We start from the raw sequence: 22,316 nt of genomic DNA, 5'->3' as shown, positions 1-22,316 counted from the left end.
TGAGATAAAAGGCTACATTGAACGACATCACAATATTAATAAACTATACAGAAATTCGACTTGTCCTATGACAATATTGACGTACGCTACACATTTTTTTGCGATACTTTAGGGATACACTTTATAGCTAATTAAAGGATGAAAATCTAACGTAGTGGGTCGGGTAAAGAATAAACAGATGACTGTGGTATATTTATTGTACGAACCTCATGGAACATATAAAAACCGATTCAAATGAGAAAATTAGCATTAATAGCAATGAGTGTTGTTACTTTCACGGCCTGTAATAATACTTCCAAGAACAATGAATCCAAAGAAGCAGTTGATCAAAGCAAGGAAGAAGCAACCAAGTCGATCGGCGGCAAAAAGGATGAGCACGGTTGTTTGGTCGCGGCAGGACAAACTTGGAGTGAGATCAAACAAGGATGTATCCAGGTCTTTAATGTTGGCTTACGCCTAAATCCAACGGAGAAAGAAGAAGGTAAAGCTGTCATTAGTGCCTTTGTTATCCTTAGCGAGGATAAATCAAAGCTAGAATTATTCTTACCTGATGACAATAAAAATACCATTATCTTGGATAAAGTTGAGAATGACATCTATGAGAAGGATAGCTATAGATACGATGCTAAAAAATCAGCGCTTTATGTAAATAATACGATTAAGTACACAGGTGATGTTGAGTAGCCCAGAAAGAAGATCTCGTTTTAATCCTATATTATATTAGCAGAAGGCCTGCTGTATTAAATTCCTAAATGCGACAATAGTTATTCTGAATCCATTTTACTTGGAATAACTATTGTTCAATTCTGTTAGTTTCAAGTGTACTATTGAACTATTGGCACAATTTGTACTACATAAGGCCCTGAGTAATGATTCCCTATCATTTTGTTCTCATTCACAGTAATATGATATCGGCCAATATCTTTAAATCTATAGGCAAGCTCTTGGCCAAAGGGGCCATCAGCCGAACCATTGGGCAGAAAAAGCTGACTAATTCGTACATTGGCTGTATCCATGGGAGTTTTTATTTTGATAAGAACCGAATCGGCCTGATGGACTGAAATGAAAATAGTATCTGTTTTTCCTGATACCATATTCATTTCCTTAGATCTTCCACCACCAAAAAACGTGATGTTAGAAGGTAATTCCTGTGCCTTGTGCTTAGATTCATTTGTACTGGATTGTGGTGGGCGCTGAGGAAATTGACAAGCTCCATAAATAAAAATTGTCAACACATTCATGATCAATAATCGTAATTTGCCAATAACGTTTTACTTAAAATAACAAAAGTTATTAGATTACGGTTTTAGTTACGACAACTTTTTCAGTACAAAACAAACGCTGAAATTGAATTTGTTACATCCTCCACAAACTCCATTTTGATTTGATTGCATGTGGATTTAGTTCCCGTATTTTTTGATAAAAAGCATAGAAATTCCTATTCCAGAGGGAATAGTTATGCGTAAAACTGAAAATGGACTGTCCCTTACTATCCAATTGAACGACGACTTGCCAGATATAGTGATTATTAATTTGAGTCGATGTCCTACGAAGCTCAATGATATCCACTAACCTAAAGGATCTACCTGCCCCGCCTCTTCGACCGACAGCGTAGAAATAATTTTCATCAAAAAAATAATCTTCGTCACTTAGCAGATTATCTTCTATACCAAATAAAAAGGGACGTGATGACAGTTTTCTTAATTTATCTGTCTCAAAATGATCATTCATTTCATAGCTTTTTTTAACACCGTATAAATATTTCTTAGCTACATTTTTTCTATAGACTTCTATCGACATGACAACGATCAACACACAACTGAGAACCAAAATGATGCCTTTAGAATTCATTTATTCCACAAAAAGAAATTAACTTCCACAAGTCAGATAGAACATCGGAATTCCCCCTTCATCTTTCTCGATAGCATCTAATCCTTCGAAATAGCTATGGTTACCGAATTGTTTCTGAGCGATTTGTTGTTCAAATTGATAAAGCAAATCCAAAGCTGTAAAATGTAGTGGATGTGAAGGCCACGTGAGACAACACTCAGACGGAATGATTACCATTCTACCATGCGATATTATTCCAAGGACTTCCTTTCTTTTCTTTAAGATACCCAATATACCTTTTCAAGTAAGATTTCCCAATTTTACTGTTTACACCAACTTGATCTTCTCCTTCCAGGAAATAATCGGAAAATTGCAACCAATCAATAAAATGCTTTCTCGCATATAGTGACAAACTCTTGAGAACATTTAATGCCACAGGTTTTGGTAAATATCCAACGTCCGTTGCGGATGTCGTAATATGACTTACTACAGCAACAACAAAGGCATTTACCCCTGATTTGGAGATATCCCAAATGGATGTATCAATTTTGCCGTTTTTTTCCTCCAATGCGGTCCCTGTCTTTTCTATCCCAAGTAACGTAAAGTATGAACTCAACATTTGAAGACAAGTTTCTCTATTCGTTATACCAAAATCTCTCTTTAGCAATTTGATAAAATCACTTCTATATTGATCAATTCTTGGATAATTACCAAATTGATATAAGTGAATGGGATAACTACCATCATCTCCGGTACTTCCGAATACTGTAAACCAATCCCCAAAAACAATCACTCTAAATGCGGCTCCTAGCGCATTACCAAACTGTTCTTCATCAGGAATATTCAGAAGTATAGTGTTATCAGGTACTAAACTTCCCGCCATTTTTTCCTCTTCGGCTTTCAAAGTAAGTTCATCTTTGGCTTCATTTACACCTTCCTTTGCCGCATTCAATAATTCTTTCAAAAACTTAAACATAACGGTATTGATATTAACTACTTAAAAGAAATCTTACTTACTATATTTTGCTACCAGCGCATAATCGTACGGGATTCTCATGGACAGCTCGCGTGCTTGCCAAATATCCCCTTCGGACGCCTGGTAGAAATCATAGGCATTTTTCAAGAAATTCTCGCCGTTTGGAGCTTCAACCCAATCTTTCTTCTCTCGATTGTAAAGTAAAATCATACAACTTACACAGCGATAATTACCTGCTGTTTTTGGGTTTTCAAAACAAGTTCCAACTTTAATATTAATCTTCTGATTGATTATCACATCGGTCAATTTACGATCTGTGAGATGAATTAATGCAATTTGTGCATCCTCATGATCGGGTCGTAACTTTGCTATTACTAATCGCCCAAAATCTGCCTTTTTAATTTTTTCGATTTCTAAAGCCCTAAATTCCGGCGATATGCGATTCGTATCGACCGGATATAGATCATCTTCGGCAGCCGTCACTTCTGTCGTCGTTACTTCGGTGGCTCCGGAAGCCAACAGCTGCTTATTTTTTTCGTAATTTTCCCAATCTGCTGCATCGTAGCTAACCCACTGCTGTATCTTATAGAGTAAGGTTTCCCTCTTGTTGACTTTTATAAAAAACGCTGCAATTAAAAATGAAACCAGCAATATGAACAGGAAAATGAGGACTCTTTTCAAACTAAAAATATTTAATGAAGTATTTAAATCTGTAAAATCGTGAAAACATACCCCATGTTTTCATTGATCACCGTAAATCTGCACATAATTATTCACCCCTTAAATCTGGAACCCATATTTGGTCAAAATATAGCGATATTTGTAGCTTAATAATCAATATTTGAAAACAACATGACAATTGTTAATTTCAAATATTTTAACCAATTAAATATAAGTAGACTGTATCAGTTCCGTATTCACTAGAGTAGGTCATAGACATCCAAGATATACGAACAAGATCACAAACAGTTTAAATAAAATACCATTAGCTAACCAAAAATTGGAAATTATTTTTGAGAAACTGATCCATTTATGACGTAGGATTGTTTCACTTTTTTTAATTTAGAGCTATGAAATCAGCCGAAAGTGTAACAGATTTTTACAAAAGGCAACCAGGTTTAACTCATCTGGATTTGCCGCTAAATAATACCGGAATTGGTCATTTCAATGTTTTCAGTAGAGAATCCTGTACCGTCGTATCTCCGTACAATCGCCGTGATTTTTATAAAACTTCCCTTATTATAGGGCGTGGAAAGCTATATTACGCAGATAAGTGGATACAAATCGATAAACCGGCCATGTTATTTGCGAATCCAGTTGTCCCCTATGCTTGGGAACCGGAATCCTCAGAACAATCAGGATGGTATTGTGTTTTTACAGAGGAATTTATACAGCATAGTGAACGGATAGAGAGTCTAAAAGACTCCCCGCTGTTCAAGATAGGCAGCAATCCGATCTATTTTCCGGATGAAACACAATTAGTAGAAATTTCTGCAATCTTCCAAAAGATGATGGTTGAAATGAACTCAAGCTACGTTCATAAAGATGATATGTTGCGAAGTTATCTGCATCTTCTAATTCATGAAACGATGAAATCAAGTCCCGCAGCGAGTTTTGGATCTTATACCAACGCCTCAACCAGGGTATCGGGACTATTTCTTGAGCTGCTAGAAAGACAATTTCCAATCAATACCCTTCAGCTTAGCCTACAGTTGAAAAGCCCTGCAGATTATGCTCATGCGCTTTCGGTTCATATCAATCACCTCAACAGGTCGGTAAAAGAAGCCACAGGCAAAACCACCAGTACACACATTGCAAACCGTGTGGCCCAAGAAGCCAAAGCTTTGTTGTTGCATACCAATTGGAATATATCGGATATTGCCTACAGCCTAGGATTTGAATATCCATCCTATTTCACCAATTTCTTCAAAAAGCAAACGGGGATGTCCCCAAACCAAGTCCGAAGCTGTACTGTTTGAATTGTATAACAATCTGTTTGATTGTCTTAACTCCCTTCGTTTATTCCATGTGTACTTTTGTATTAAACAAAATGTCATTATTATGAAATATAGAAATCTTGGAACGACAAATGAAAAACTCTCTGCGATTGGATTAGGTTGTATGGGAATGAGCTTTGCATACGGACCTACGGACGAGAAAGGGAGCATTGCTACATTGGAAAGAGCATTGGACCTAGGCATTAATTTTTGGGATACCGCAGATATGTACGGCAACGGTGCCAATGAGGAGCTTATTTCAAAAGTACTTGTTCCCAACCGTGACAAAGTTTTTATTGCAACAAAATTTGGGTTTCGCTTTAAAGATGAAATAGCAGGTCCAAGTGGTACGGCAAACACCTATTTCGATGGCTCACCCGAATGGATAAAATTAGCGGTGGAAAAAAGTTTAAGACGCCTTGGAATAGATACCATAGATCTTTATTATGCACATCGCGTAGATCCCAATATTCCCATCGAAGAGACCGTAGGCGCTATGGCGGAATTGGTTAAAGAGGGAAAAGTGAGGTATCTTGGCTTAAGCGAAGCATCCCCCGCCTCAATCATCAAAGCAAATGCCGTACACCCTATAGCTGCTTTACAGAGCGAATATTCGCTCCTTACACGCGATGTAGAAAAAGAAATCCTAAAGACTGTACGTCAATTGGGGATAAGTTTAATTCCTTATGCACCGCTAGCGCGTGGATTATTTTCAAATTCTTTAAATCTAGAAAATCTCGCTTCGGACGACTTTAGAAGAACCTTACCGCGTAATCAAGGCGAACATGCTTTGAACAATGCACAATTGGTCGCCGACTTCTCTCTACTGGCAAAAGATAAAAACTGTAGTCCTATACAGCTCGCTTTAGCGTGGGTACTGGCACAGGGAAATGACATCATTCCCATTCCAGGAACTAAAAAAAGAAAATACCTGGAAGAAAATGTGGGCGCCCTTGACATACAATTATCGAATGTTGATTTAAAAACAATCGATGAAATACTCCATAAATACCCTAATATCGGAGCTCGATACAGCGAAGGTGCTATGGCTTTAGTTAACCATTAATCCATTTTTGAGATTATGAGTGGCTCGCCGGCACCACTTATAATCTCAAAAACTGTTCTCATCTGATCCAACTTTGTCGTGTTGTCATAATACACTATAGGAACAGATACGATCCGATTAGTATGTATTAATTATCGGGAATAGCAGTACGTAATGAAAAATAGAAAGAACTTCCTGCGCCATAATCACTTTCAACACCAATCTCGCCTCCCTGCGCTTCTATAAACTCTTTACTAATACTTAAACCAAGTCCTGTTCCACCTTTTTTGGACCCTGGTACACGGAAGTAGCGTGCAAATATTTTATCCAGATATTTAGGCTCGATCCCTTGCCCGCTGTCGGTAACGATAAATTTTGTTTTAAGTTCGTTATTTTCCACCCCTATACGAATGACCGAATCTTCATGCGAGTAACGTATCGCATTGGAAAGAAAATTGGTAAGAACCCAAGCCGTTTTCTCATTGTCAGCAAATATAGCTTTCACTTTGGGATCTACCTCGATAACAAAGTGTATTTTTTTTTGATTCGCAGCAAATTGATTCGCCATGATAGCATATTCAATAATAGGCTGTATTTCTGTCGTATGTAAGTTAATTTGGATGGAACCACTTTCAACCTGGGTCATATTTAACAGTTCACCGGTTATTTGAAGCAGTCGGTTAGAATCCTCTTTTATTCCGTTTAACAAGGTGAGCTGTTCGGTATTCAGATGGCCTATTTGTTCATTTTCCAACAATTGAACCCCCATCTGAATTGCAGCAATAGGTGTTTTGAACTCGTGAGAAACGGTGCCGATAAAGTTTGTTTTTGCAAGATCAAGTTCCTTAAATGGCGTAATATTCTTTAGGATAACCACCTGCCCAATAAACTTTGATTCCAGTTCACCTGTCGGTAAAACATTGATATCGATAACATCTTTCTCAAAATAGCTTTCTCTATCGTCCGCATAAATTTTAACAGCATTCTTTTCACGTTGCTCCACAGGAAGGAACAGGTCTTTAAAAATATCTTTAGCAAGATCATTTTCATCTGAAACCGCCAAAGCAGATCTTCCGAGAAGTTGATCTTTATGTAGATTGGTGATGCGAAGCGCTTCCTCGTTGACAAAAATAACACGCCGCTCTTCGTCGAAGCCTATCACCGGATCATGCATATGATCCACAAGAGACTCGATTCGACTTTTTTCCTTTAAAATTTTTTCAAGTTTACTTTCAGCGTATTCTTCAAGTTTCTCTGCCATGGAATTGAATGAAGCGACGAGTTCAGCAAACTCACCTCCGCTCTGTACCTGAATTCGTTCTTTGTAGTTCTGTCCTGCAATCTGTCGAATACTCGCTGTCAATTTTGCTATGGGATCAGCTATATTGGATGGCAAATTGACCAGCAATATAAAAGCAATAATAAAACAGAGTGCCCCAGCAAATGAAATGACCAAAATTGCATGTTCTGCGGTGCGATCCGCAACAATACTCTTCCGAGAAATTGCCGTCATATTTTGCTCCATTAACAAAGCAATATCCTTTCTGATGGACGAGATAAGAGTGATGTCTAAGGGCTTATATCTCAGTTTTAAAAAATGTTCAGCAATCGCGTTCGTTGTTTGTTGCTCTCCGACTTCAGTAACATTTCTCCGTTGTTTGTCAAGGTTGACCTCGAAGTTCTTAAAAGCAGTTTTTTCAACAGGAATTTCCTCCAAAGCCAATAACATATTCTTGGCATACAGCAGCGTATTGTAATTTGCTGTCAATATATTTGCGGTATCCTTTTTTAACCGGTTTACATACCAGCCGCTTAAAGCGGCGAGTAGAAAGATCATGAGAAAAAGTGATCCTACACCAAAGGTAAGTTTCGTTTTTATTTTCATCTTATTCACAGTTTACCTTTATCATTATGACAATATAATCAAGTCGATGTCTTCTGTCGACAGTTGCGTCAGCAATTTGCTAAATGTATCCTTAGCAAGTAACATCCTTAAAAGAGACAATCGTGGTTTACCAATACAAACTGTGGTGATCTTGCGGAGCTCGCACAAAGCGATAATCTCTTTTGCCACACTATGACTTTCCACTTTGATAATTTCACCACCAAGTTCTGTCGCCAGCTTAAAGTTATTGATCAGGTGCCGCTGTTTATTTAAGGCTATCCGATCGCCACGCTCTTTTGGCAACTGTACATACAGCAAAAACCAACTGCTATTGTAATATCCTGCTAAGCGCGCTGTTTTTCGGATCACGTTTTTTGCTTTTATTTCATTGGAACTTATACAAGCCAGGAAGCGCTCCTTTCGTACCCATCGTTGAGGTTGAACTTCGATCTCCACTTTACGTTGAACCTGGGAAGCCACTTCTTTCAACGCCATTTCCCGCAATTGCAAGATATGTTCGCTTTTAAAGAAGTTTTGAAGCGCTGCCTGAATTTTTGAAGCGTCATAGATCTTGCCCTCTTTTAGGCGGATGATAAGTTCTTCTGCAGTAAGGTCAATGTTAACGACTTCATCGGCGGAATCAATAACACTGTCAGGGACACGTTCTTGCACTTCAACCCCTGTAATCGCTTTAACCTCCTCGTTTAAACTCTCAATATGCTGGATATTTACAGCGCTGATCACATTAATCCCGGCTTCCAGAATCTCCATAACATCCTGCCACCTTTTGGTATTTTTGCTACCTTCAATATTGGTATGTGCCAGCTCATCGATAATGACGACCTCAGGATGTGAATTCAAAACAGCATAAAGATCCAGTTCCTCTAACTGTTTGCCTTTATAAAAAAGATGGCGTCGGGCTATAACGGGTAGACCATCCAGCAATTGATGGGTTTCCTTCCGATTATGTGTCTCAATATAGCCAATACGCACATCGATTCCGCCCTGTAAAAGTGTATGGGCATCCTGTAACATGCGGTAAGTTTTTCCGACGCCTGCACTCATGCCGATATAAAGTTTGAAGCGACCTCTTCTCGATTTTCGGATAAGGTCCAAAAAGTGTTCAGCGCTTTTCCTTTCTTCCATTTTTATTGCCTTTCATTTCAGAAAGTTCCTGCCGATCCAACACACGGCAGGAACGATTGTTTTAAAAACTAACTGTAAGTGCTGTGACAGCCGTCAAACTATTTTTCACCAACTTATTTGTCCGATCAAGGAAAATAGCATCTTTATTGGTGAGATTACGTAGTTCCGTGCGCCAAACGACATTGGGAAGAATGGCATAATCTGCATTTAAAGAATAGCCAAACGTTTGAAAACCTTGATCTGTCGTAGTCGAAACGATTACACCATGCTTATCGTTGTAATATTCTCCTCTTGCTGTTAAGCTAAATTTTTCGGTCGTCGCATATCGTGCAATTAACACAGGCGTGTACCATACATTGTACGTTGAGCTGCCTTTTGCTTTTTGTTCCGCTCCAATATCAAATCCGAATGTAATTCCCAGCTTTTCATTCATTTGATAAATGGCATATAGATTATGAAAATAGCGCATCTGTCTGACGCTATCCGCTTTATCAGTGCCGATAAAAGAACCACTATTGATAGTCCATTTAGCTGTCGGTTTATAGACTAATTGATGTCCGAATGCAGGTAAACTGCTACCATCCACCCCTTGAATCCGCTGCCATCCGTTTAAAATAAGCCCGCTTAAAAATAGTTTTCCTGATGCGGATGTATAGGATATTTTTGCGCCGGTTTCAAAATAAGGGGAATTATCAGCAAAAATACTCCTTGTTACAGTCCAATTATCCTTTCCTATAGCGCTTTCAAAGCCCAAATGGGAAGAAAATATGCCAGCATCGATCCATAGATTATGTTTTTTCGAGATACGAACACCGGCATTCGCTTCGTAAATATTTTTTAAGACACCGGGTTCCGCACTGTAGTTCGCATTCATATATGTACCGACACCTAAAGCAAGATTTGCACGTGTATTTGTTGTTTCGTACGCAGCTTTTAAAAGTGCCAAGTTTATGTTTACTTCATTTGTTCTGTTGTGACTATATACAAAGCTTGGGCGTGTATTTCCAATTGGGTTGTTAAAGTCCCGAAGGTAATATGCTTCAAGGTAACCACTGATAGACAATTGGGTATTTTGAGTTGTATCTTGCTGTGCAAATAATTGTGTTGCTCCTGCGAGTAAACAGGCCAACATCGCTAGTTTTTTCATGTATATCGTTCTTGTAAAGTGTAAATCAATGACCCATCAGGTCAATTTTATTTTTCAACCATCTTGTCCAAAGCAATATTTAGTTCAAGGACATTGATTTTGCGAGGTCCAAACATATTCCATAGAGGGGTCTGAACGTGAGCATCAACGAGAGACTGTAAGCTATTTACCGATATACCTCTTGCTTTCGCAACACGATCGATTTGTATTTTTGCGGCCTCTACCGAGATATCTGGATCCAAACCACTGCCACTGGCTGTAACAATGTCTACCGGTACCTGTTCGCGTTTTACAGTGGGATTGTGGACTAAGAACGTATCAATACGGGCCTTAACTTCCGAAAGATATTCCTCATTAGAGGGTCCTTTGTTACTTCCTCCCGATCCTGCTGCATTATAACCAACAGCTGAAGGACGCGACCAGAAGTAATCATCACGCGTAAAGGCCTGTCCAATATTTCTGTAATACTTTTGCCCGTTGTACGCTAGCATTTCCCCTTTTCCGTGATTAGGTGCTATCTGAGCTATTGCCCAAACAAGGGCCGGATATACAACTGACAGCAGGAGCAATAAAACTATTGTAATCTTTATTGCTGGATATATATGTGTTTTCATCTTTGCTTTAATTATTAAAAATGTATTAGATAAATAGCGAAACCAGCAGGTCTATGACCTTGATACCAATAAATGGAACGAGCACTCCACCAAGTCCAAAAACGAGCAGGTTTCTCCGTAACAATGCGCTTGCGCCTATAGGTTTGTATGCAACTCCCTTTAATGCCAAAGGAATCAGTAATGGGATAATAATTGCGTTGAAGATGACAGCCGATAGTATGGCGCTTTGTGGACTACTGAGCTGCATAATATTTAAACCTTGAAGTGCCGGTATTGCCGCAATAAACAGGGCCGGAATAATCGCAAAATATTTGGCAACATCGTTTGCAATACTGAATGTTGTCAGCGTACCCCGGGTCATCAACAATTGCTTACCTATCTCCACAACCTCGATCAATTTGGTCGGATCATTGTCGAGATCGACCATATTTCCAGCCTCTTTTGCAGCTTGCGTACCGCTATTCATTGCTACACCAACATCCGCTTGTGCAAGTGCCGGAGCATCGTTTGTACCATCCCCCATCATGGCGACCAATCGCCCGTCAAGCTGTTCTTTTTTGATATAGTTCATCTTGTCTTCGGGTTTCGCTTCGGCGATGAAATCATCCACCCCTGCTTTTTCTGCAATATATTTGGCCGTTAACGGATTGTCTCCTGTCACCATAACAGTCTTAATACCCATTTTTCTCAACCTTTCAAAGCGTTCATGAATCCCGGGTTTTATCACATCCTGCAATTCTATGACACCGAGTACTTGTTCATTCTCGGCTACGACCAATGGGGTCCCCCCATTTTGAGAGATAAGCTTTACGCGCTCATCTATTTCCTGAGGAAATAGATTTCCAGCCTTTACAATGATATTTCGAATAGCATCTGTTGCACCTTTACGAATACGTGTCTGTTCAAAGTCTATTCCCGAGCTACGGGTTTCGGCGGTAAACTTAATGAATGCCGGGTTTTCGACCTTATAGCTCGATGGGTTGACACCAGCCAATTCAACAATTGATTTCCCTTCTGGTGTTTCATCCGCCATGGAGCTCAATGTTGCTGCACGTACCAGCGCTTCTTTCATGACACCATCGGCGGGGTAAAAATTTGTCGCCTTACGATTTCCGATCGTAATGGTTCCAGTTTTATCAAGCAACAAGACATCAATGTCACCCGCCGTTTCAACTGCCTTGCCACTTTTTGTAATAACATTTGCACGAAGTGCGCGATCCATTCCCGCGATACCAATCGCCGATAAAAGACCACCTATTGTCGTTGGAATCAGACAGACAAAAAGTGAAATAAACGAAGCAATGGTGATACCGACATTGGCATAATCCGCAAATGGTTTTAAGGTCACCGTTACGATAATAAAAACAAGTGTAAAACCTGCCAAAAGGATGGTTAAGGCAATCTCGTTAGGTGTTTTTTGGCGGCTTGCCCCTTCGACCAGTGCGATCATCTTATCCAGAAAGCTTTCACCCTGTTCTGTCGTTACCTGCACGACAATTCGATCGGATAAAACCTTGGTGCCACCTGTAACTGAACTTTTATCGCCCCCAGCCTCGCGGATCACCGGTGCTGATTCACCGGTAATTGCACTTTCATCTATTGTCGCCAACCCCTCGATAATTTCCCCATCCAATGGAATTACATCACCAGCCTGACAAACAAAAACATCATTTTTTTTCAATTGAGCGGATGAAACGACCCGACCATCGCGCAGGGTTGCAGGAGTTTCCTCCCGAGTTTTCCGAAGACTATCTGCTTGCGCCTTTCCGCGGGCTTCGGCAATTGCCTCCGCAAAATTGCCAAACAGCAAGGTTAAAAATAGGATAAGAAATACTGTAAAATTATAACCAAGTGTACCTTGTGATTTTTCTCCGGTCATTATCCAAAGACAAACCACGGCCATAATCAACGTCCCGATTTCCACGGTAAACATCACTGGATTACGGAACATTATTTTAGGATTTAGCTTCACGAAAGATTGCTTTAACGCTTGTTGTACAAGCTCTTTCTGAAACAATGTTTGTTGACTGCTCATTTTTAGAATTCTTTAATTTTTACGTATTACATGGAAAAATATTCCGCAATTGGACCCAGTGCCAACGCAGGGAAGAAAGAGAGTGCTGCAATAATCGCGATCACAGCGAATACCATTAAACCGAATGTACTTGTATCAGTTTTTAGCGTTCCCTCGCCTTCAGGTATAAATTTCTTCTCAGCCAATAACCCAGCAATAGCAATTGGGCCTATAATCGGTATAAATCGGCCGAGTAACAATACGATACCTGTCGAAATGTTCCACCAAATGGTATTATCTCCAAGACCTTCAAAACCACTACCATTGTTGGCTGCGGATGAAGTATATTCGTACAATATTTCACTAAAACCATGGAATCCAGGGTTATTCAATGTAGAAGCACCTTGGGCTGGAAATGCTGTCGCAAGTGCTGTACCGACAAGGATTAGAAAAGGATGGGCAAGAGCAACAATCATAGCGATTTTCATTTCGCGCGCTTCAACTTTCTTACCCATAAACTCTGGTGTGCGCCCCACCATCAAGCCACTAATGAAAACGGCGAGTATAATAAAAATGAAGAAATTGAGTATCCCCGCGCCCACACCGCCATAAAAGGCATTCACCATCATGGCTATCAGTTCGTTCATACCAGATAAGGGCATGTAACTATCATGCATAGAATTGACTGATCCCGTCGAAATCATCGTTGTGACAATACTCCAAAAGCCGGATGCTGCGGCACCAATACGTACTTCCTTTCCCTCCATAGCCCCCATAGACGTATCAATACCCATCTGTGCGATCGCTGGATTTCCAGCCATTTCCATTTTTATATTTGGAATCGTCAGGATGATAAACCCAATGGTCATCACGCCAAACATCATCCATGAAAATTTACGCTTGCGAATAAAAAAGCCGAATGCAAATATCATCGCCATCGGGATAATAAACTGGGCAATCATTTCCACCATGTTGGTCAAATAATTGGGATTTTCGAATGGATGCGCACTGTTCGCACCAAAAAAACCACCTCCATTTGTTCCCAGATGTTTAATTGGAACAAAGGCAGCTACTGGTCCTCGACTTACCTGTACGGTATCTCCAGTAACTGTAATCATACTGTCCTTACCTTCGAATGTCATCGGCATGCCTTGGAACACGAAAATGGCAGCAACCAGGACCGAGATAGGGAGTAAAATGCGGGTGCAAGATTTCACAAAGAAATCGTAAAAATTGCCCAATTGCGTTGTTGTTTTATCCCTAAAAGCTTTAAAAATAACCACTGCAGCAGCCATTCCCACGCCTGCAGTCACGAATTGGAGAAACATGAGCCAAATTTGTCCTAGATAACTCACGCCCGACTCCCCAGAATAGTGTTGGAGATTACAGTTAACCAAAAAGGATATACTGGTATTAAAAGCCAAATCAGCAGTCATTCCAGGATTTCCATCTGGATTTAAAGGCAAACTTCCCATATTCATCAGGATAGCCATACTCAACAGGAACCACACTAGATTAATTGTCAGAAGAGCAACGAGGTGCTGTTGCCAAGTCATCTGAACATTGGGATTAATTCCTGTCACTCGATAAAAAAAACGTTCCAATGGTTGAAACAATGGATCTAACCAGGTCTTTTCGTTACCATATACCTTAGCTATATATTTCCCGAGGGGAAGTCCGAGTAGTAATGTTACGATGAACATCACTATGATTCCAAGAATCTCTGTATTCATTTCTTTAATTGATTTGTATAAAAAGTGTATCATGATCAATCGTCAGCTAACTTTAAGCCCTTCTTTTGACTTCGTAATGCCAAAAGGACTGACTGAAAGCGCAGTTTCATCGCTGACAATGACGAATGAGTAATCTTGTTATTAAAATTTTTCTGGCCTTAAGAGTACATAACAGATGTATGTAAAAACCAGTAGTGCTACAATAAATAAAGCTGTCATTTACTTTGATTTTAGAAGGTTATGGATTTGTTGTCCTTTGAGGACCTCTAAAAATGGTGTTGGTAGCTGGGCTTCGATTTCTGCCCATGCATTGACCGAACTTATACGTCGAAGACCTCCTAAAGATCTAACAAAAAGATTTTCCAAAATGTATTTTACATAATTGTTTCCTCGTCCATAAATCATTCCGAGAAAATGAATATGCTGGCAGATTTTGTCCGTGCTTTGCAGTACTATTAAGCTCCGAAGATGATTAATAACAGCCTGTAAAGCTCCTGCAAAATTGTGCTTCCGTAATAGGAAACTAATCTCTGATCGGATTTCTTTGTAATGGAGCGCCATATACAGACCTGCACCGTATTGATTTAATTTTTTCATGTTGTTCGTAAAACTATGTATCAAAATCTACCCGATATAGAGTTGAAAAATCATTGCAATAATCAATAATACTACGATGACCTTCGCTATACGGTCGCCCGACACATTATGAGCGGAACCTCTGCCTTTATTTTCTTGCTTCTCTTTCATATTATTTATTTTATATTTTGCCGAAAAAGTCGACCATTTTATAGAATAACCAGAAGAAAAATAGTCCAGTTATGATGAGTATGATTGTTATTACCATTGTTAAACTTTATTAGTGACTTGCGATTTCATTTTTTAAACTTGAATTTAATGCTAGTAGCTTTGCCGATCGTCCCCCTCGGCGGACTCTTACCACATACTTTTCTTTTCCGTCCTGTTTTCATATTTACATTCATTTGTCCCCATAAGCCAAATCCTGTTCCACTGTACCGAAAAACATCATAAAACGCTATTAATCAGATGATATAAAAAAATAAGTGACAAAATAGAATTGGAGAATCCTATCATTTTGATAAGGTTATTTTATCAAAATGAGAATGACTATGCTGAAAATGTGATCAAATCATTATAATGTGTACCTTGTCATCTATGCTTGAAAGGTGACCAAAAAAGTATAGACGGCTTGAGCCGATTTATCTTTTAAAATGATGGGCCAGCACATTTTAAAAATTCATGAATGAATGGGAGAATATGTGAACCTCGGGATAAGTATTAGCAGAAGCACTATGTAACAAATTTGCAAAGGAATATGAAATTGTCTCCAAAAGTTCACATTAAAAATTATTTTAGGGAATACATATTGGTTGGGAAAACGTATTAAAAAGACACTTATAAAAATAAAAACAATGATAAACTTAAACCTTTTCAAAAAAATCACCTTATGGGTCTTTCTGGGCTGTATTTTACTCTCCTGTCAAAATGAAAAAAGCAGTCCCAATACATTGACAGAAGAAGAGCAACGTAATGGCTGGCAACTTTTATTTGATGGTAGCACGCTCAACAATTGGCATACGTACAATAATAGCAAAAATGCGCCTACGGCCTGGATTGTAAAAAATGGAACAATTTACTGTGACCCAAACAGTGAAAGCCAAAAATACGACTTGGTATCGGACAAAGCGTATAAAAATTATGAGTTTAAGTTTGAATGGAAGCTGGAAAAAGAGGGAAATAGTGGCGTTTTTGTCAACGTACAGGAAAGACCCGATATTAATGCGACCTACCATTCTGGACCGGAGTACCAACTGTTGGCAGATTCCCATCCTGATTTTGATAAACCGCTAAAGCGTTCGGGCTGTCTTTATACATTTCTACCGCAACAAAACTTTGTCAACATTAAAACGCAAGATGATTGGAATGAATCCAGTATCGTTCAGAAAGATGGAAAAATTACATTCTTCCTAAATGGAAAAATCACCGCTGAAATGGATTTTAATTCAGCTAAATGGAAAGATTTAGTAAAGCATAGTAATTTCAAAGATTATCCGGAGTTTGGTAAGCATATCAATGGGAAATTAGCACTGCAGGATTGGTCGAGAGGCGTATCGTTTAGAAATCTAAAAATAAAGCTTTTATAAAAAAAGTCCTTCAGATATGCGAAGGACTTGGACGCTAAAACAAAAAATTGTTTTAGCGTCTCGATTATAAAAAATATCGCAAGAAGTATTACTACCGCCATTCAATTCTTGTATCTATCCAAAAACAATCCCTATTCCCCCGAAATAGATCTTCTGGTCTTTGGTGATTGTAGATGAGTTCTTCCAACGCATTAAAATTATAGCGAAACATATCTTCATCCTTTGACTGAATAGGGCGCAAAATTGAATCTTCATCATCGATAAAAATATCGGATTCGAAAATATTGATTTGATGCGTATTCACCCAAGCAATTGCCATTTCCTTACTCATTCGTTCCAATGCTTTGGTCGTTTCCTGATATTGTTTCATTTCCCAGGGAAGATCTTCCGGATAATGCGAAGCAATATAGTCTTGGTACGCTTTTATATCACCTTCACGGAGACATTCATTGCGAAGCAAAAGTCTTGTCCCGAGCAAAGCTAACATACTCCGGCCGCATAAATAGACCGTACCTTTTACTATACAATTCTATTTTTTCTGCTAGTTCTTGCCTCATAATTTGATTATCAAGCAAAAATCATCCCAACCTACTCTTTTATAAGGAGTTTTGATTAAAAAAGTGCGTTTCAAACGACTTTGAACATTCTAGTCAAGCAAATTGAGCTCACCTTTATAATTTATTTAAATCTTCCCTAACATAAATAGCATTTCCTGTGGCTTTTTAGAATATTTTTAAACCGATAATTCCAGCGACGATCAATGTTGCTGAAAGGAGCCTAAATATATTGGCAGAATCTCCGAAAAAAAAGATTCCAACAATCAATGTTCCCACAGCTCCCAAACCTGTCCATACGGCATAAGCTGTACCGATAGGAATTGCCTTTTGAGCGTAAAACAATAATCCTCCACTAATGCTCATAGAAACAATAGCCAATATGATCCAAGCCAATTTATTTGAATCTGGCTGTTGAGCCATTTTTAATCCGAGCGGCCAGCCAATTTCAAAAATGCCAGCGATGATCAATGCAATCCAATTCATTTTCAATAGTTTAAATTTCTACAGCAAAGATAATCGCTAAATGAGGGGCATTTTTTGACTTATATCAAAATCGTACCTTATCGCCGGATCCGACTAAGTGTTTCTTGTGTAATCCCCAAATATGATGCAATATGACCGAGATTAATTCTATTTAACAAATTTGGCTGTAAGCGTATGAGCGATTGATATCGTTCTACTGCAGATTCGGTATGCAGCGACATAATCCGTTCTTCAAGAATAATACAAACCTCCTCGGCAATCTTCCGACCGATAAGATTTAGTTCAGGATAAATTCTATACAATTCATTTAAATCGTCTACAGAAATAGCATAGATCTCGGAATCTTCAAGAAGCTGAATATTTTCAAAAGAGGGTTTTTCAGTATAAACGGGTAAAATCGATCCAAAAATCTGGTTTTCCTCACCAAACCAGCTGTTCATTTCACGTCCGTTTTTAAAAAAATAAGCTCGTAGTAATCCTGTACTTAAAACAAAATAGCTGGATAAATGCTGCCCTTCTCTCAAAAAATGCTCGCCCTTTTTCTTAAAGAAATAACGCGTTCTATTTTCTACCGCTTTCTCAATTGCTTCATTGAGATAGCCATATTTTTTGAACTGTTCAACTAGGGGATTCATTCTATTATAGATTAAAATCATTCATAGTTCATCGTGTTATCTGCTGGATTATACTTTAGAAGTTCTGTATATGCATCGCCTTCAATTCCCAATAGCTGACAAAATGCAGGCTCAGTTTTTATCCCACTCCTCTTGAGCTGTCTGACCTGTTCAGCGAATTCTCCACCCCTCAATTGAATAATTTCATGCTCTTTAAGCATATGTAAGTATCCACTCTGAATTTCAGTTGCTTTATCCGTTGCATAAATTTCAAAAAGCTGCTCTTCAATCGTGAAACGGCAGATGATTACACGATCGGCCGGCCGCTGTAACCGAAAATGTGCATGTTTCGAAAAATTAAGAGACAGCATTTCTTCAAGAGCATCAAAATCGTCGACACAAAGAATAATGTCTATATCACTCCCACCCACATCTAGCTGAATCGGTATCGTACCAACTACAATCGGATCATAAGCATCAAGAAGAGTAGTAATTTGATAGTCAGTCAATAACCGATAGGCTTTTTTCTGCACGTCGTTTCCAGACTTCAAATAATCTATGTTTTTAAAATTTATGGTCATAAGTAACGATAAAATCCAATCCGGTTAGATAGGTTTGAATATACTAAACAACAAAAGAAAAAACGTAAACATAATCAAAATTAAAAAATAGCCGCAAGCAAGATTGGACTGAATTATCAATAATAAAAAACGGTTTATACCTACGACAGTGGAAACCGTTAAATAATATTTACTTAACACAAAATCAATACTACTCTCCTACCTTTATCGCGGTTTAAAAATCACCTAGTCATTTAAACAGCTACAAAACAAATGAGAAAACATTTGATTACCAGCATTTTGCTAAGCACAATCGGTACCTCACTTACCTATGCGCAAAATGAAACCACCTCTGCTCTGAATGGAACCGTCAGAGAGGGAAATTCGCCAATCAATGGGGCGACAATTGAAGCCATACATTTACCTTCTGGGACAAAGTACGTTACTTCATCGCGAAGTGATGGACGCTATAATCTCCCCAATATGAGAATTGGTGGCCCTTATCAAATCACTGTAACTTATCTTGGGCATTCACCCAATATCAAGCAGATCGAGAAACTGGCTTTGGGACAAAGCTCAACATTAGATATTCAGATGCAGTCCGCATCGCAAGTATTGGATGAAGCTGTCGTTGTAGGTACGAGACAGGGCAAAGTCTTCAACTCCGGCCGAACAGGTGCGGCACAAAACATTTCCCGCACAGCGATTCAAAATCTACCCACACTCAATCGAAGCTTTACAGACTTTGTCAAACTGACCCCTCAATTTTCGATGCAGTACGGTAATCCTTCTTTTGCAGGAAGAAGCAACCTTGCCAATAACTTTACCATCGATGGCGCGCTATTTAACAACGCGTTTGGACTACAAGGAACCATCGGAAGCCAAACAAACTCGCAACCTATCAATATGGATGCCTTTGAGGAGATTTCAGTAAACATTGCTCCTTATGACGTAAGACAAAATGGTTTTACCGGTGCTGCAATCAATGCCGTAACAAGAAGTGGTACCAACGAAGTACAAGGTTCGTTAAATTATTATTTCAGAAATCAGAATTTAGTCAACAAATACAATTCGGCCGGACTAAGAGCACCAGTCAACAACTTCAGCTTAAAAGGCTATGGTTTTACCGTGGGGGGACCAATTATCAAAAACAAGCTATTCTTTTTTGCAAGCGGCGAGCTTGAGCGAAGAACAGACCCAGGAACAAATTTTATAGCTTCACGCGGAGGAAATACGGGGCCGAATGTTTCAACCGTATCTGCGGAGAAACTTGATGAGCTAGCCAACTACCTTAAATCGATCGGGTATAATCCTGGATCTTATCAAGATTATCCTTTGGATACACGCAGTGACAAATTTTCCGTTAAATTAGATTACAATATCGATCAAAAAAATACCTTAAGCGCTAAATATTTCTACTTTCGTTCCTATCGCGACATCTTACCGTCCAATAGTGGTGCGCCCAAAAATAATCGGCAACCGTCCAACCTTGGCCTACCTTTCAGCTCAGCAGGCTACGGTATAAACAACAACATGGACAATGTGAATTTAGAATTACGTACGCGTATCAGTAGCAAATATTCTAATTCATTGACCGTAGGATACAATGTCATGAACGACTATAGAGAGTCGAAAGGTGGCCAACCATTTCCTTTGGTAGACATCATGAACCCCGACGGTAGTAGCATGACAGCATTTGGTTACGAACCATTTACAGCATTTAATAGCTTAAAGACGAAGGTATTTCAAGCAACCAACAACTTTAATATTTATGCCGGAAAGCATGAGATTACCTTGGGAGCCAATTTTGAAAATTACAAAACCACCAATGGATTTGCACCGAACTATTATGGAGCCTATACATTTGCCAGTTTAGATGACTTCTACAACTCTGCAAAAAATAATGTTTCCAACGCAACCAAATACCAAATCCAATATTCTGTTTTACCTGATGGGTCATTTCCTTATGCAGAAATTTCAGCACGTATGTTTGGTCTATATGCACAGGATACCTATGCTGTAAATGATCATTTTAAATTGACTGCTGGATTGAGAGCCGATTTGACTAACATATCATCCCCCAATGAACTGAAAAATGATAATGTAACCAAGTTGAATTTTGATCAAGGTGAAAAGATCGATGTATCAAAATATCCAAAGAGTGCAATTCTTTGGTCGCCACGAATTGGATTTAATTGGAATGTCAATGGAACAAATCAAACGCAGGTACGTGGTGGATCGGGAATCTTTACGGGTCGTCCGCCATTAGTATGGATTTCTAATCAGGCCGGCAATAATGGTGTTATGTTTGGTTCTGAATCTATTAATAATCCTACAAACCGCCCATTTACACCTGATGTAGATGCTTATCGCAATGTGAACCACCAAACTGCAGCCAACAACTCGAGTTATAACTTGGCGGTAACGGATAATAACTTCAAATTTATGCAGCTTTGGAGAACGAACCTTGCCATTGACCAAAAATTACCAGGCGGTGTTATTGGTACTTTTGAAGCCATGTATTCAAAAGATATCAATTCGGTCTATTTCCGTAACGTCAATCTAAATACGACGGACGGTAAAGCTTTAGTTGGTGCCGATAACCGTATGCGTTACAATACTCCACGTATTTATGGTGCTGCTCAACCTACTCCCGAAAATCCGAATATTTCCGACGCCATTGTGATGTCCAATACATCAAAAGGTTATAGTTATACCTTGACAGGAACATTGTCGAAAGAGTTCAAAGGTGGATTTTTTGCAAATATCGGTTATACCTATACAGATTCAAGATCTGTGAACGATGGAGGATCTATTGCTCAATCCATGTGGCGTGATCGCTATGTGTCGGGTAATCCAAATAGCGCTGACCTATCTTATTCAACTTATTTGGTTAAAAATAGATTTATTGCCAACTTCTCTTACCGTAAAGAATACCTGGATCATTTAGGAACGACATTCTCCTTATTTTATCAACTGCAGGACGGGCCTCGCTACTCTTATACTTATGGCGGTGACCTGAACAATGATGGTTTGTCTGGTAATGACTTGATCTACATTCCAAATAGTAAAGCTGAAATTGCACTTGTTGGCGACAATGTGCAAGACACTCGGACAGCTGATCAATTATGGTCTCAATTGAACGGATACATTAATCAGGACAATTACCTGAACGCGCACAGAGGCCAATACGCGAAACGTAACGCATTGGTAGGAAAAATGATCGGAACACTGGATATCCGCATCGCGCAAGATGTATTTTTAAATACCAGCGGTAAGAAACATCAATTGCAGATTACTTTTGATGTATTTAATTTCGGTAATATGATCAACAAAAGCTGGGGAGTTGCCCAATTTGCCAACAAAGCGAACGGTATCTTAAATTACAAAGGATTGAATGCGCAGGGACAACCAACATTCTCATTCCCGTATTTAGATGCAACAAATCAGATTCCTTTAACCAACACTTTCTCGAACAGTGTGGATGAAACTTCACGCTGGAGAATTCAGCTGGGTGTACGTTACCGATTCAACCAATAAACAAAAAATAACG

Annotated in this window: 23 protein-coding genes; 5 read left to right on the top strand and 18 right to left on the bottom strand. The window is 39.0% G+C overall.

The window, feature by feature from the left end:
• The first annotated feature begins 234 nt into the window (after positions 1 to 234).
• Positions 235 to 684 carry a hypothetical protein gene (locus QE382_RS10395; RefSeq protein WP_307185815.1) on the top strand — a complete coding sequence of 150 codons (450 nt, stop codon included), beginning with the start codon at positions 235 to 237 and terminating at the stop codon, positions 682 to 684.
• Positions 685 to 824: 140 nt separating this feature from the next.
• On the opposite strand, the gene QE382_RS10390 is transcribed toward QE382_RS10395, so the two are convergent.
• The 5 genes from QE382_RS10390 to QE382_RS10370 all read right to left on the bottom strand — a co-directional run bounded on the left by QE382_RS10390 (position 825) and on the right by QE382_RS10370 (position 3,487).
• Positions 825 to 1,241, bottom strand: coding sequence for a hypothetical protein (locus QE382_RS10390; RefSeq protein WP_307185814.1), 417 nt, complete (start codon positions 1,239 to 1,241; stop codon positions 825 to 827).
• Positions 1,242 to 1,356: 115 nt separating this feature from the next.
• A complete protein-coding gene (locus QE382_RS10385) occupies positions 1,357 to 1,731 on the bottom strand; it encodes a hypothetical protein (RefSeq protein WP_139144972.1) in 375 nt (124 codons plus the stop codon).
• A gap of 138 nt (positions 1,732 to 1,869) precedes the next feature.
• The gene (locus tag QE382_RS10380) at positions 1,870 to 2,067 is read right to left on the bottom strand and encodes a hypothetical protein (protein WP_307185813.1); all 198 of its coding nucleotides are present in this window, start codon (positions 2,065 to 2,067) and stop codon (positions 1,870 to 1,872) included.
• Between the two features lies 1 nt (position 2,068).
• Positions 2,069 to 2,806 (bottom strand): DUF1266 domain-containing protein, encoded by a 738-nt coding sequence (locus QE382_RS10375; RefSeq protein WP_307185812.1) that lies wholly within the window; start codon positions 2,804 to 2,806, stop codon positions 2,069 to 2,071.
• A gap of 33 nt (positions 2,807 to 2,839) precedes the next feature.
• Positions 2,840 to 3,487: a hypothetical protein gene (locus QE382_RS10370; protein WP_307185811.1), complete on the bottom strand. Its 648-nt coding sequence runs from the start codon at positions 3,485 to 3,487 to the stop codon at positions 2,840 to 2,842.
• Positions 3,488 to 3,876: 389 nt separating this feature from the next.
• Between QE382_RS10370 and QE382_RS10365 the strand changes: the two genes are divergently transcribed.
• Together QE382_RS10365 and QE382_RS10360 are read left to right on the top strand one after the other, a co-directional pair.
• Positions 3,877 to 4,785, top strand: coding sequence for a helix-turn-helix domain-containing protein (locus QE382_RS10365; protein ID WP_307185810.1), 909 nt, complete (start codon positions 3,877 to 3,879; stop codon positions 4,783 to 4,785).
• 82 nt (positions 4,786 to 4,867) lie between these two features.
• Positions 4,868 to 5,869, top strand: coding sequence for an aldo/keto reductase (locus QE382_RS10360; protein WP_307185809.1), 1,002 nt, complete (start codon positions 4,868 to 4,870; stop codon positions 5,867 to 5,869).
• A gap of 127 nt (positions 5,870 to 5,996) precedes the next feature.
• Here QE382_RS10360 and QE382_RS10355 read toward each other — a convergent pair whose 3' ends face one another.
• From QE382_RS10355 to QE382_RS10320, 9 genes are all read right to left on the bottom strand, one after another.
• Positions 5,997 to 7,733, bottom strand: a complete 1,737-nt coding sequence (locus tag QE382_RS10355) for a HAMP domain-containing sensor histidine kinase (protein WP_307185808.1) — start codon at positions 7,731 to 7,733, stop codon at positions 5,997 to 5,999.
• Between the two features lie 24 nt (positions 7,734 to 7,757).
• Positions 7,758 to 8,879, bottom strand: coding sequence for a histidine kinase (locus QE382_RS10350; RefSeq protein WP_070565435.1), 1,122 nt, complete (start codon positions 8,877 to 8,879; stop codon positions 7,758 to 7,760).
• Positions 8,880 to 8,940: 61 nt separating this feature from the next.
• Complete coding sequence (locus QE382_RS10345) at positions 8,941 to 10,026, bottom strand: porin (protein WP_307185807.1); 1,086 nt, start codon at positions 10,024 to 10,026, stop codon at positions 8,941 to 8,943.
• Between the two features lie 47 nt (positions 10,027 to 10,073).
• Positions 10,074 to 10,640 carry a K(+)-transporting ATPase subunit C gene (locus tag QE382_RS10340; protein ID WP_307185806.1) on the bottom strand — a complete coding sequence of 189 codons (567 nt, stop codon included), beginning with the start codon at positions 10,638 to 10,640 and terminating at the stop codon, positions 10,074 to 10,076.
• 25 nt (positions 10,641 to 10,665) lie between these two features.
• Positions 10,666 to 12,675 (bottom strand): potassium-transporting ATPase subunit KdpB, encoded by a 2,010-nt coding sequence (gene kdpB / locus QE382_RS10335; RefSeq protein WP_307185805.1) that lies wholly within the window; start codon positions 12,673 to 12,675, stop codon positions 10,666 to 10,668.
• 26 nt (positions 12,676 to 12,701) lie between these two features.
• On the bottom strand, positions 12,702 to 14,387 hold the full coding sequence (gene kdpA, locus QE382_RS10330) for a potassium-transporting ATPase subunit KdpA (protein ID WP_286767114.1): 1,686 nt from the start codon (positions 14,385 to 14,387) through the stop codon (positions 12,702 to 12,704).
• 141 nt (positions 14,388 to 14,528) lie between these two features.
• A complete protein-coding gene (locus QE382_RS23540) occupies positions 14,529 to 14,606 on the bottom strand; it encodes a potassium-transporting ATPase subunit F (RefSeq protein ID WP_084823209.1) in 78 nt (25 codons plus the stop codon).
• Positions 14,607 to 14,984, bottom strand: a complete 378-nt coding sequence (locus QE382_RS10325) for a DUF7674 family protein (protein WP_070565445.1) — start codon at positions 14,982 to 14,984, stop codon at positions 14,607 to 14,609.
• Between the two features lie 27 nt (positions 14,985 to 15,011).
• Positions 15,012 to 15,134 carry a hypothetical protein gene (locus QE382_RS10320; RefSeq protein ID WP_307185804.1) on the bottom strand — a complete coding sequence of 41 codons (123 nt, stop codon included), beginning with the start codon at positions 15,132 to 15,134 and terminating at the stop codon, positions 15,012 to 15,014.
• Positions 15,135 to 15,817: 683 nt separating this feature from the next.
• Between QE382_RS10320 and QE382_RS10315 the strand changes: the two genes are divergently transcribed.
• Positions 15,818 to 16,549 carry a 3-keto-disaccharide hydrolase gene (locus QE382_RS10315; RefSeq protein ID WP_307185803.1) on the top strand — a complete coding sequence of 244 codons (732 nt, stop codon included), beginning with the start codon at positions 15,818 to 15,820 and terminating at the stop codon, positions 16,547 to 16,549.
• A 91-nt stretch (positions 16,550 to 16,640) separates the two neighbouring features.
• On the opposite strand, the gene QE382_RS10310 is transcribed toward QE382_RS10315, so the two are convergent.
• The 4 genes from QE382_RS10310 to QE382_RS10295 form a co-directional block, all read right to left on the bottom strand.
• A complete protein-coding gene (locus QE382_RS10310; protein WP_307185802.1) occupies positions 16,641 to 17,036 on the bottom strand; it encodes a hypothetical protein in 396 nt (131 codons plus the stop codon).
• Between the two features lie 235 nt (positions 17,037 to 17,271).
• On the bottom strand, positions 17,272 to 17,589 hold the full coding sequence (locus QE382_RS10305; RefSeq protein WP_307185801.1) for a DMT family transporter: 318 nt from the start codon (positions 17,587 to 17,589) through the stop codon (positions 17,272 to 17,274).
• A 77-nt stretch (positions 17,590 to 17,666) separates the two neighbouring features.
• Positions 17,667 to 18,224 (bottom strand): Crp/Fnr family transcriptional regulator, encoded by a 558-nt coding sequence (locus QE382_RS10300; protein WP_070565449.1) that lies wholly within the window; start codon positions 18,222 to 18,224, stop codon positions 17,667 to 17,669.
• Between the two features lie 17 nt (positions 18,225 to 18,241).
• On the bottom strand, positions 18,242 to 18,754 hold the full coding sequence (locus QE382_RS10295; protein ID WP_286779231.1) for a DUF4269 domain-containing protein: 513 nt from the start codon (positions 18,752 to 18,754) through the stop codon (positions 18,242 to 18,244).
• 282 nt (positions 18,755 to 19,036) lie between these two features.
• On the opposite strand from QE382_RS10295, the gene QE382_RS10290 reads away from it, so the two are divergent.
• Positions 19,037 to 22,303: a TonB-dependent receptor gene (locus QE382_RS10290; RefSeq protein ID WP_070565453.1), complete on the top strand. Its 3,267-nt coding sequence runs from the start codon at positions 19,037 to 19,039 to the stop codon at positions 22,301 to 22,303.
• The last annotated feature ends 13 nt before the right edge of the window (positions 22,304 to 22,316 follow it).

This window comes from Sphingobacterium zeae (assembly GCF_030818895.1).
GTDB lineage: Bacteria > Bacteroidota > Bacteroidia > Sphingobacteriales > Sphingobacteriaceae > Sphingobacterium > Sphingobacterium zeae.
Note: the sequence above shows the minus strand (reverse complement) of the source record. Positions and strands in the feature narration are given on the sequence as shown.

Coding starts and splice junctions, on each gene's coding strand:
- QE382_RS10385 (WP_139144972.1), bottom strand. CDS start 1,731: ATGAATGATCATTTTGAGACAGATAAATTAAGAAAACTGTCATCACGT.
- QE382_RS10375 (WP_307185812.1), bottom strand. CDS start 2,806: ATGTTTAAGTTTTTGAAAGAATTATTGAATGCGGCAAAGGAAGGTGTA.
- QE382_RS10315 (WP_307185803.1), top strand. CDS start 15,818: ATGATAAACTTAAACCTTTTCAAAAAAATCACCTTATGGGTCTTTCTG.
- QE382_RS10365 (WP_307185810.1), top strand. CDS start 3,877: ATGAAATCAGCCGAAAGTGTAACAGATTTTTACAAAAGGCAACCAGGT.
- QE382_RS23540 (WP_084823209.1), bottom strand. CDS start 14,606: ATGACAGCTTTATTTATTGTAGCACTACTGGTTTTTACATACATCTGT.
- QE382_RS10290 (WP_070565453.1), top strand. CDS start 19,037: ATGAGAAAACATTTGATTACCAGCATTTTGCTAAGCACAATCGGTACC.
- QE382_RS10350 (WP_070565435.1), bottom strand. CDS start 8,879: ATGGAAGAAAGGAAAAGCGCTGAACACTTTTTGGACCTTATCCGAAAA.
- QE382_RS10345 (WP_307185807.1), bottom strand. CDS start 10,026: ATGAAAAAACTAGCGATGTTGGCCTGTTTACTCGCAGGAGCAACACAA.
- QE382_RS10360 (WP_307185809.1), top strand. CDS start 4,868: ATGAAATATAGAAATCTTGGAACGACAAATGAAAAACTCTCTGCGATT.
- QE382_RS10380 (WP_307185813.1), bottom strand. CDS start 2,067: ATGGTAATCATTCCGTCTGAGTGTTGTCTCACGTGGCCTTCACATCCA.
- kdpA (WP_286767114.1), bottom strand. CDS start 14,387: ATGAATACAGAGATTCTTGGAATCATAGTGATGTTCATCGTAACATTA.
- QE382_RS10305 (WP_307185801.1), bottom strand. CDS start 17,589: ATGAATTGGATTGCATTGATCATCGCTGGCATTTTTGAAATTGGCTGG.
- QE382_RS10325 (WP_070565445.1), bottom strand. CDS start 14,984: ATGAAAAAATTAAATCAATACGGTGCAGGTCTGTATATGGCGCTCCAT.
- QE382_RS10320 (WP_307185804.1), bottom strand. CDS start 15,134: ATGAAAGAGAAGCAAGAAAATAAAGGCAGAGGTTCCGCTCATAATGTG.
- QE382_RS10300 (WP_070565449.1), bottom strand. CDS start 18,224: ATGAATCCCCTAGTTGAACAGTTCAAAAAATATGGCTATCTCAATGAA.
- QE382_RS10395 (WP_307185815.1), top strand. CDS start 235: ATGAGAAAATTAGCATTAATAGCAATGAGTGTTGTTACTTTCACGGCC.
- QE382_RS10355 (WP_307185808.1), bottom strand. CDS start 7,733: ATGAAAATAAAAACGAAACTTACCTTTGGTGTAGGATCACTTTTTCTC.
- QE382_RS10340 (WP_307185806.1), bottom strand. CDS start 10,640: ATGAAAACACATATATATCCAGCAATAAAGATTACAATAGTTTTATTG.
- QE382_RS10390 (WP_307185814.1), bottom strand. CDS start 1,241: ATGAATGTGTTGACAATTTTTATTTATGGAGCTTGTCAATTTCCTCAG.
- kdpB (WP_307185805.1), bottom strand. CDS start 12,675: ATGAGCAGTCAACAAACATTGTTTCAGAAAGAGCTTGTACAACAAGCG.
- QE382_RS10310 (WP_307185802.1), bottom strand. CDS start 17,036: ATGTTAGCTTTGCTCGGGACAAGACTTTTGCTTCGCAATGAATGTCTC.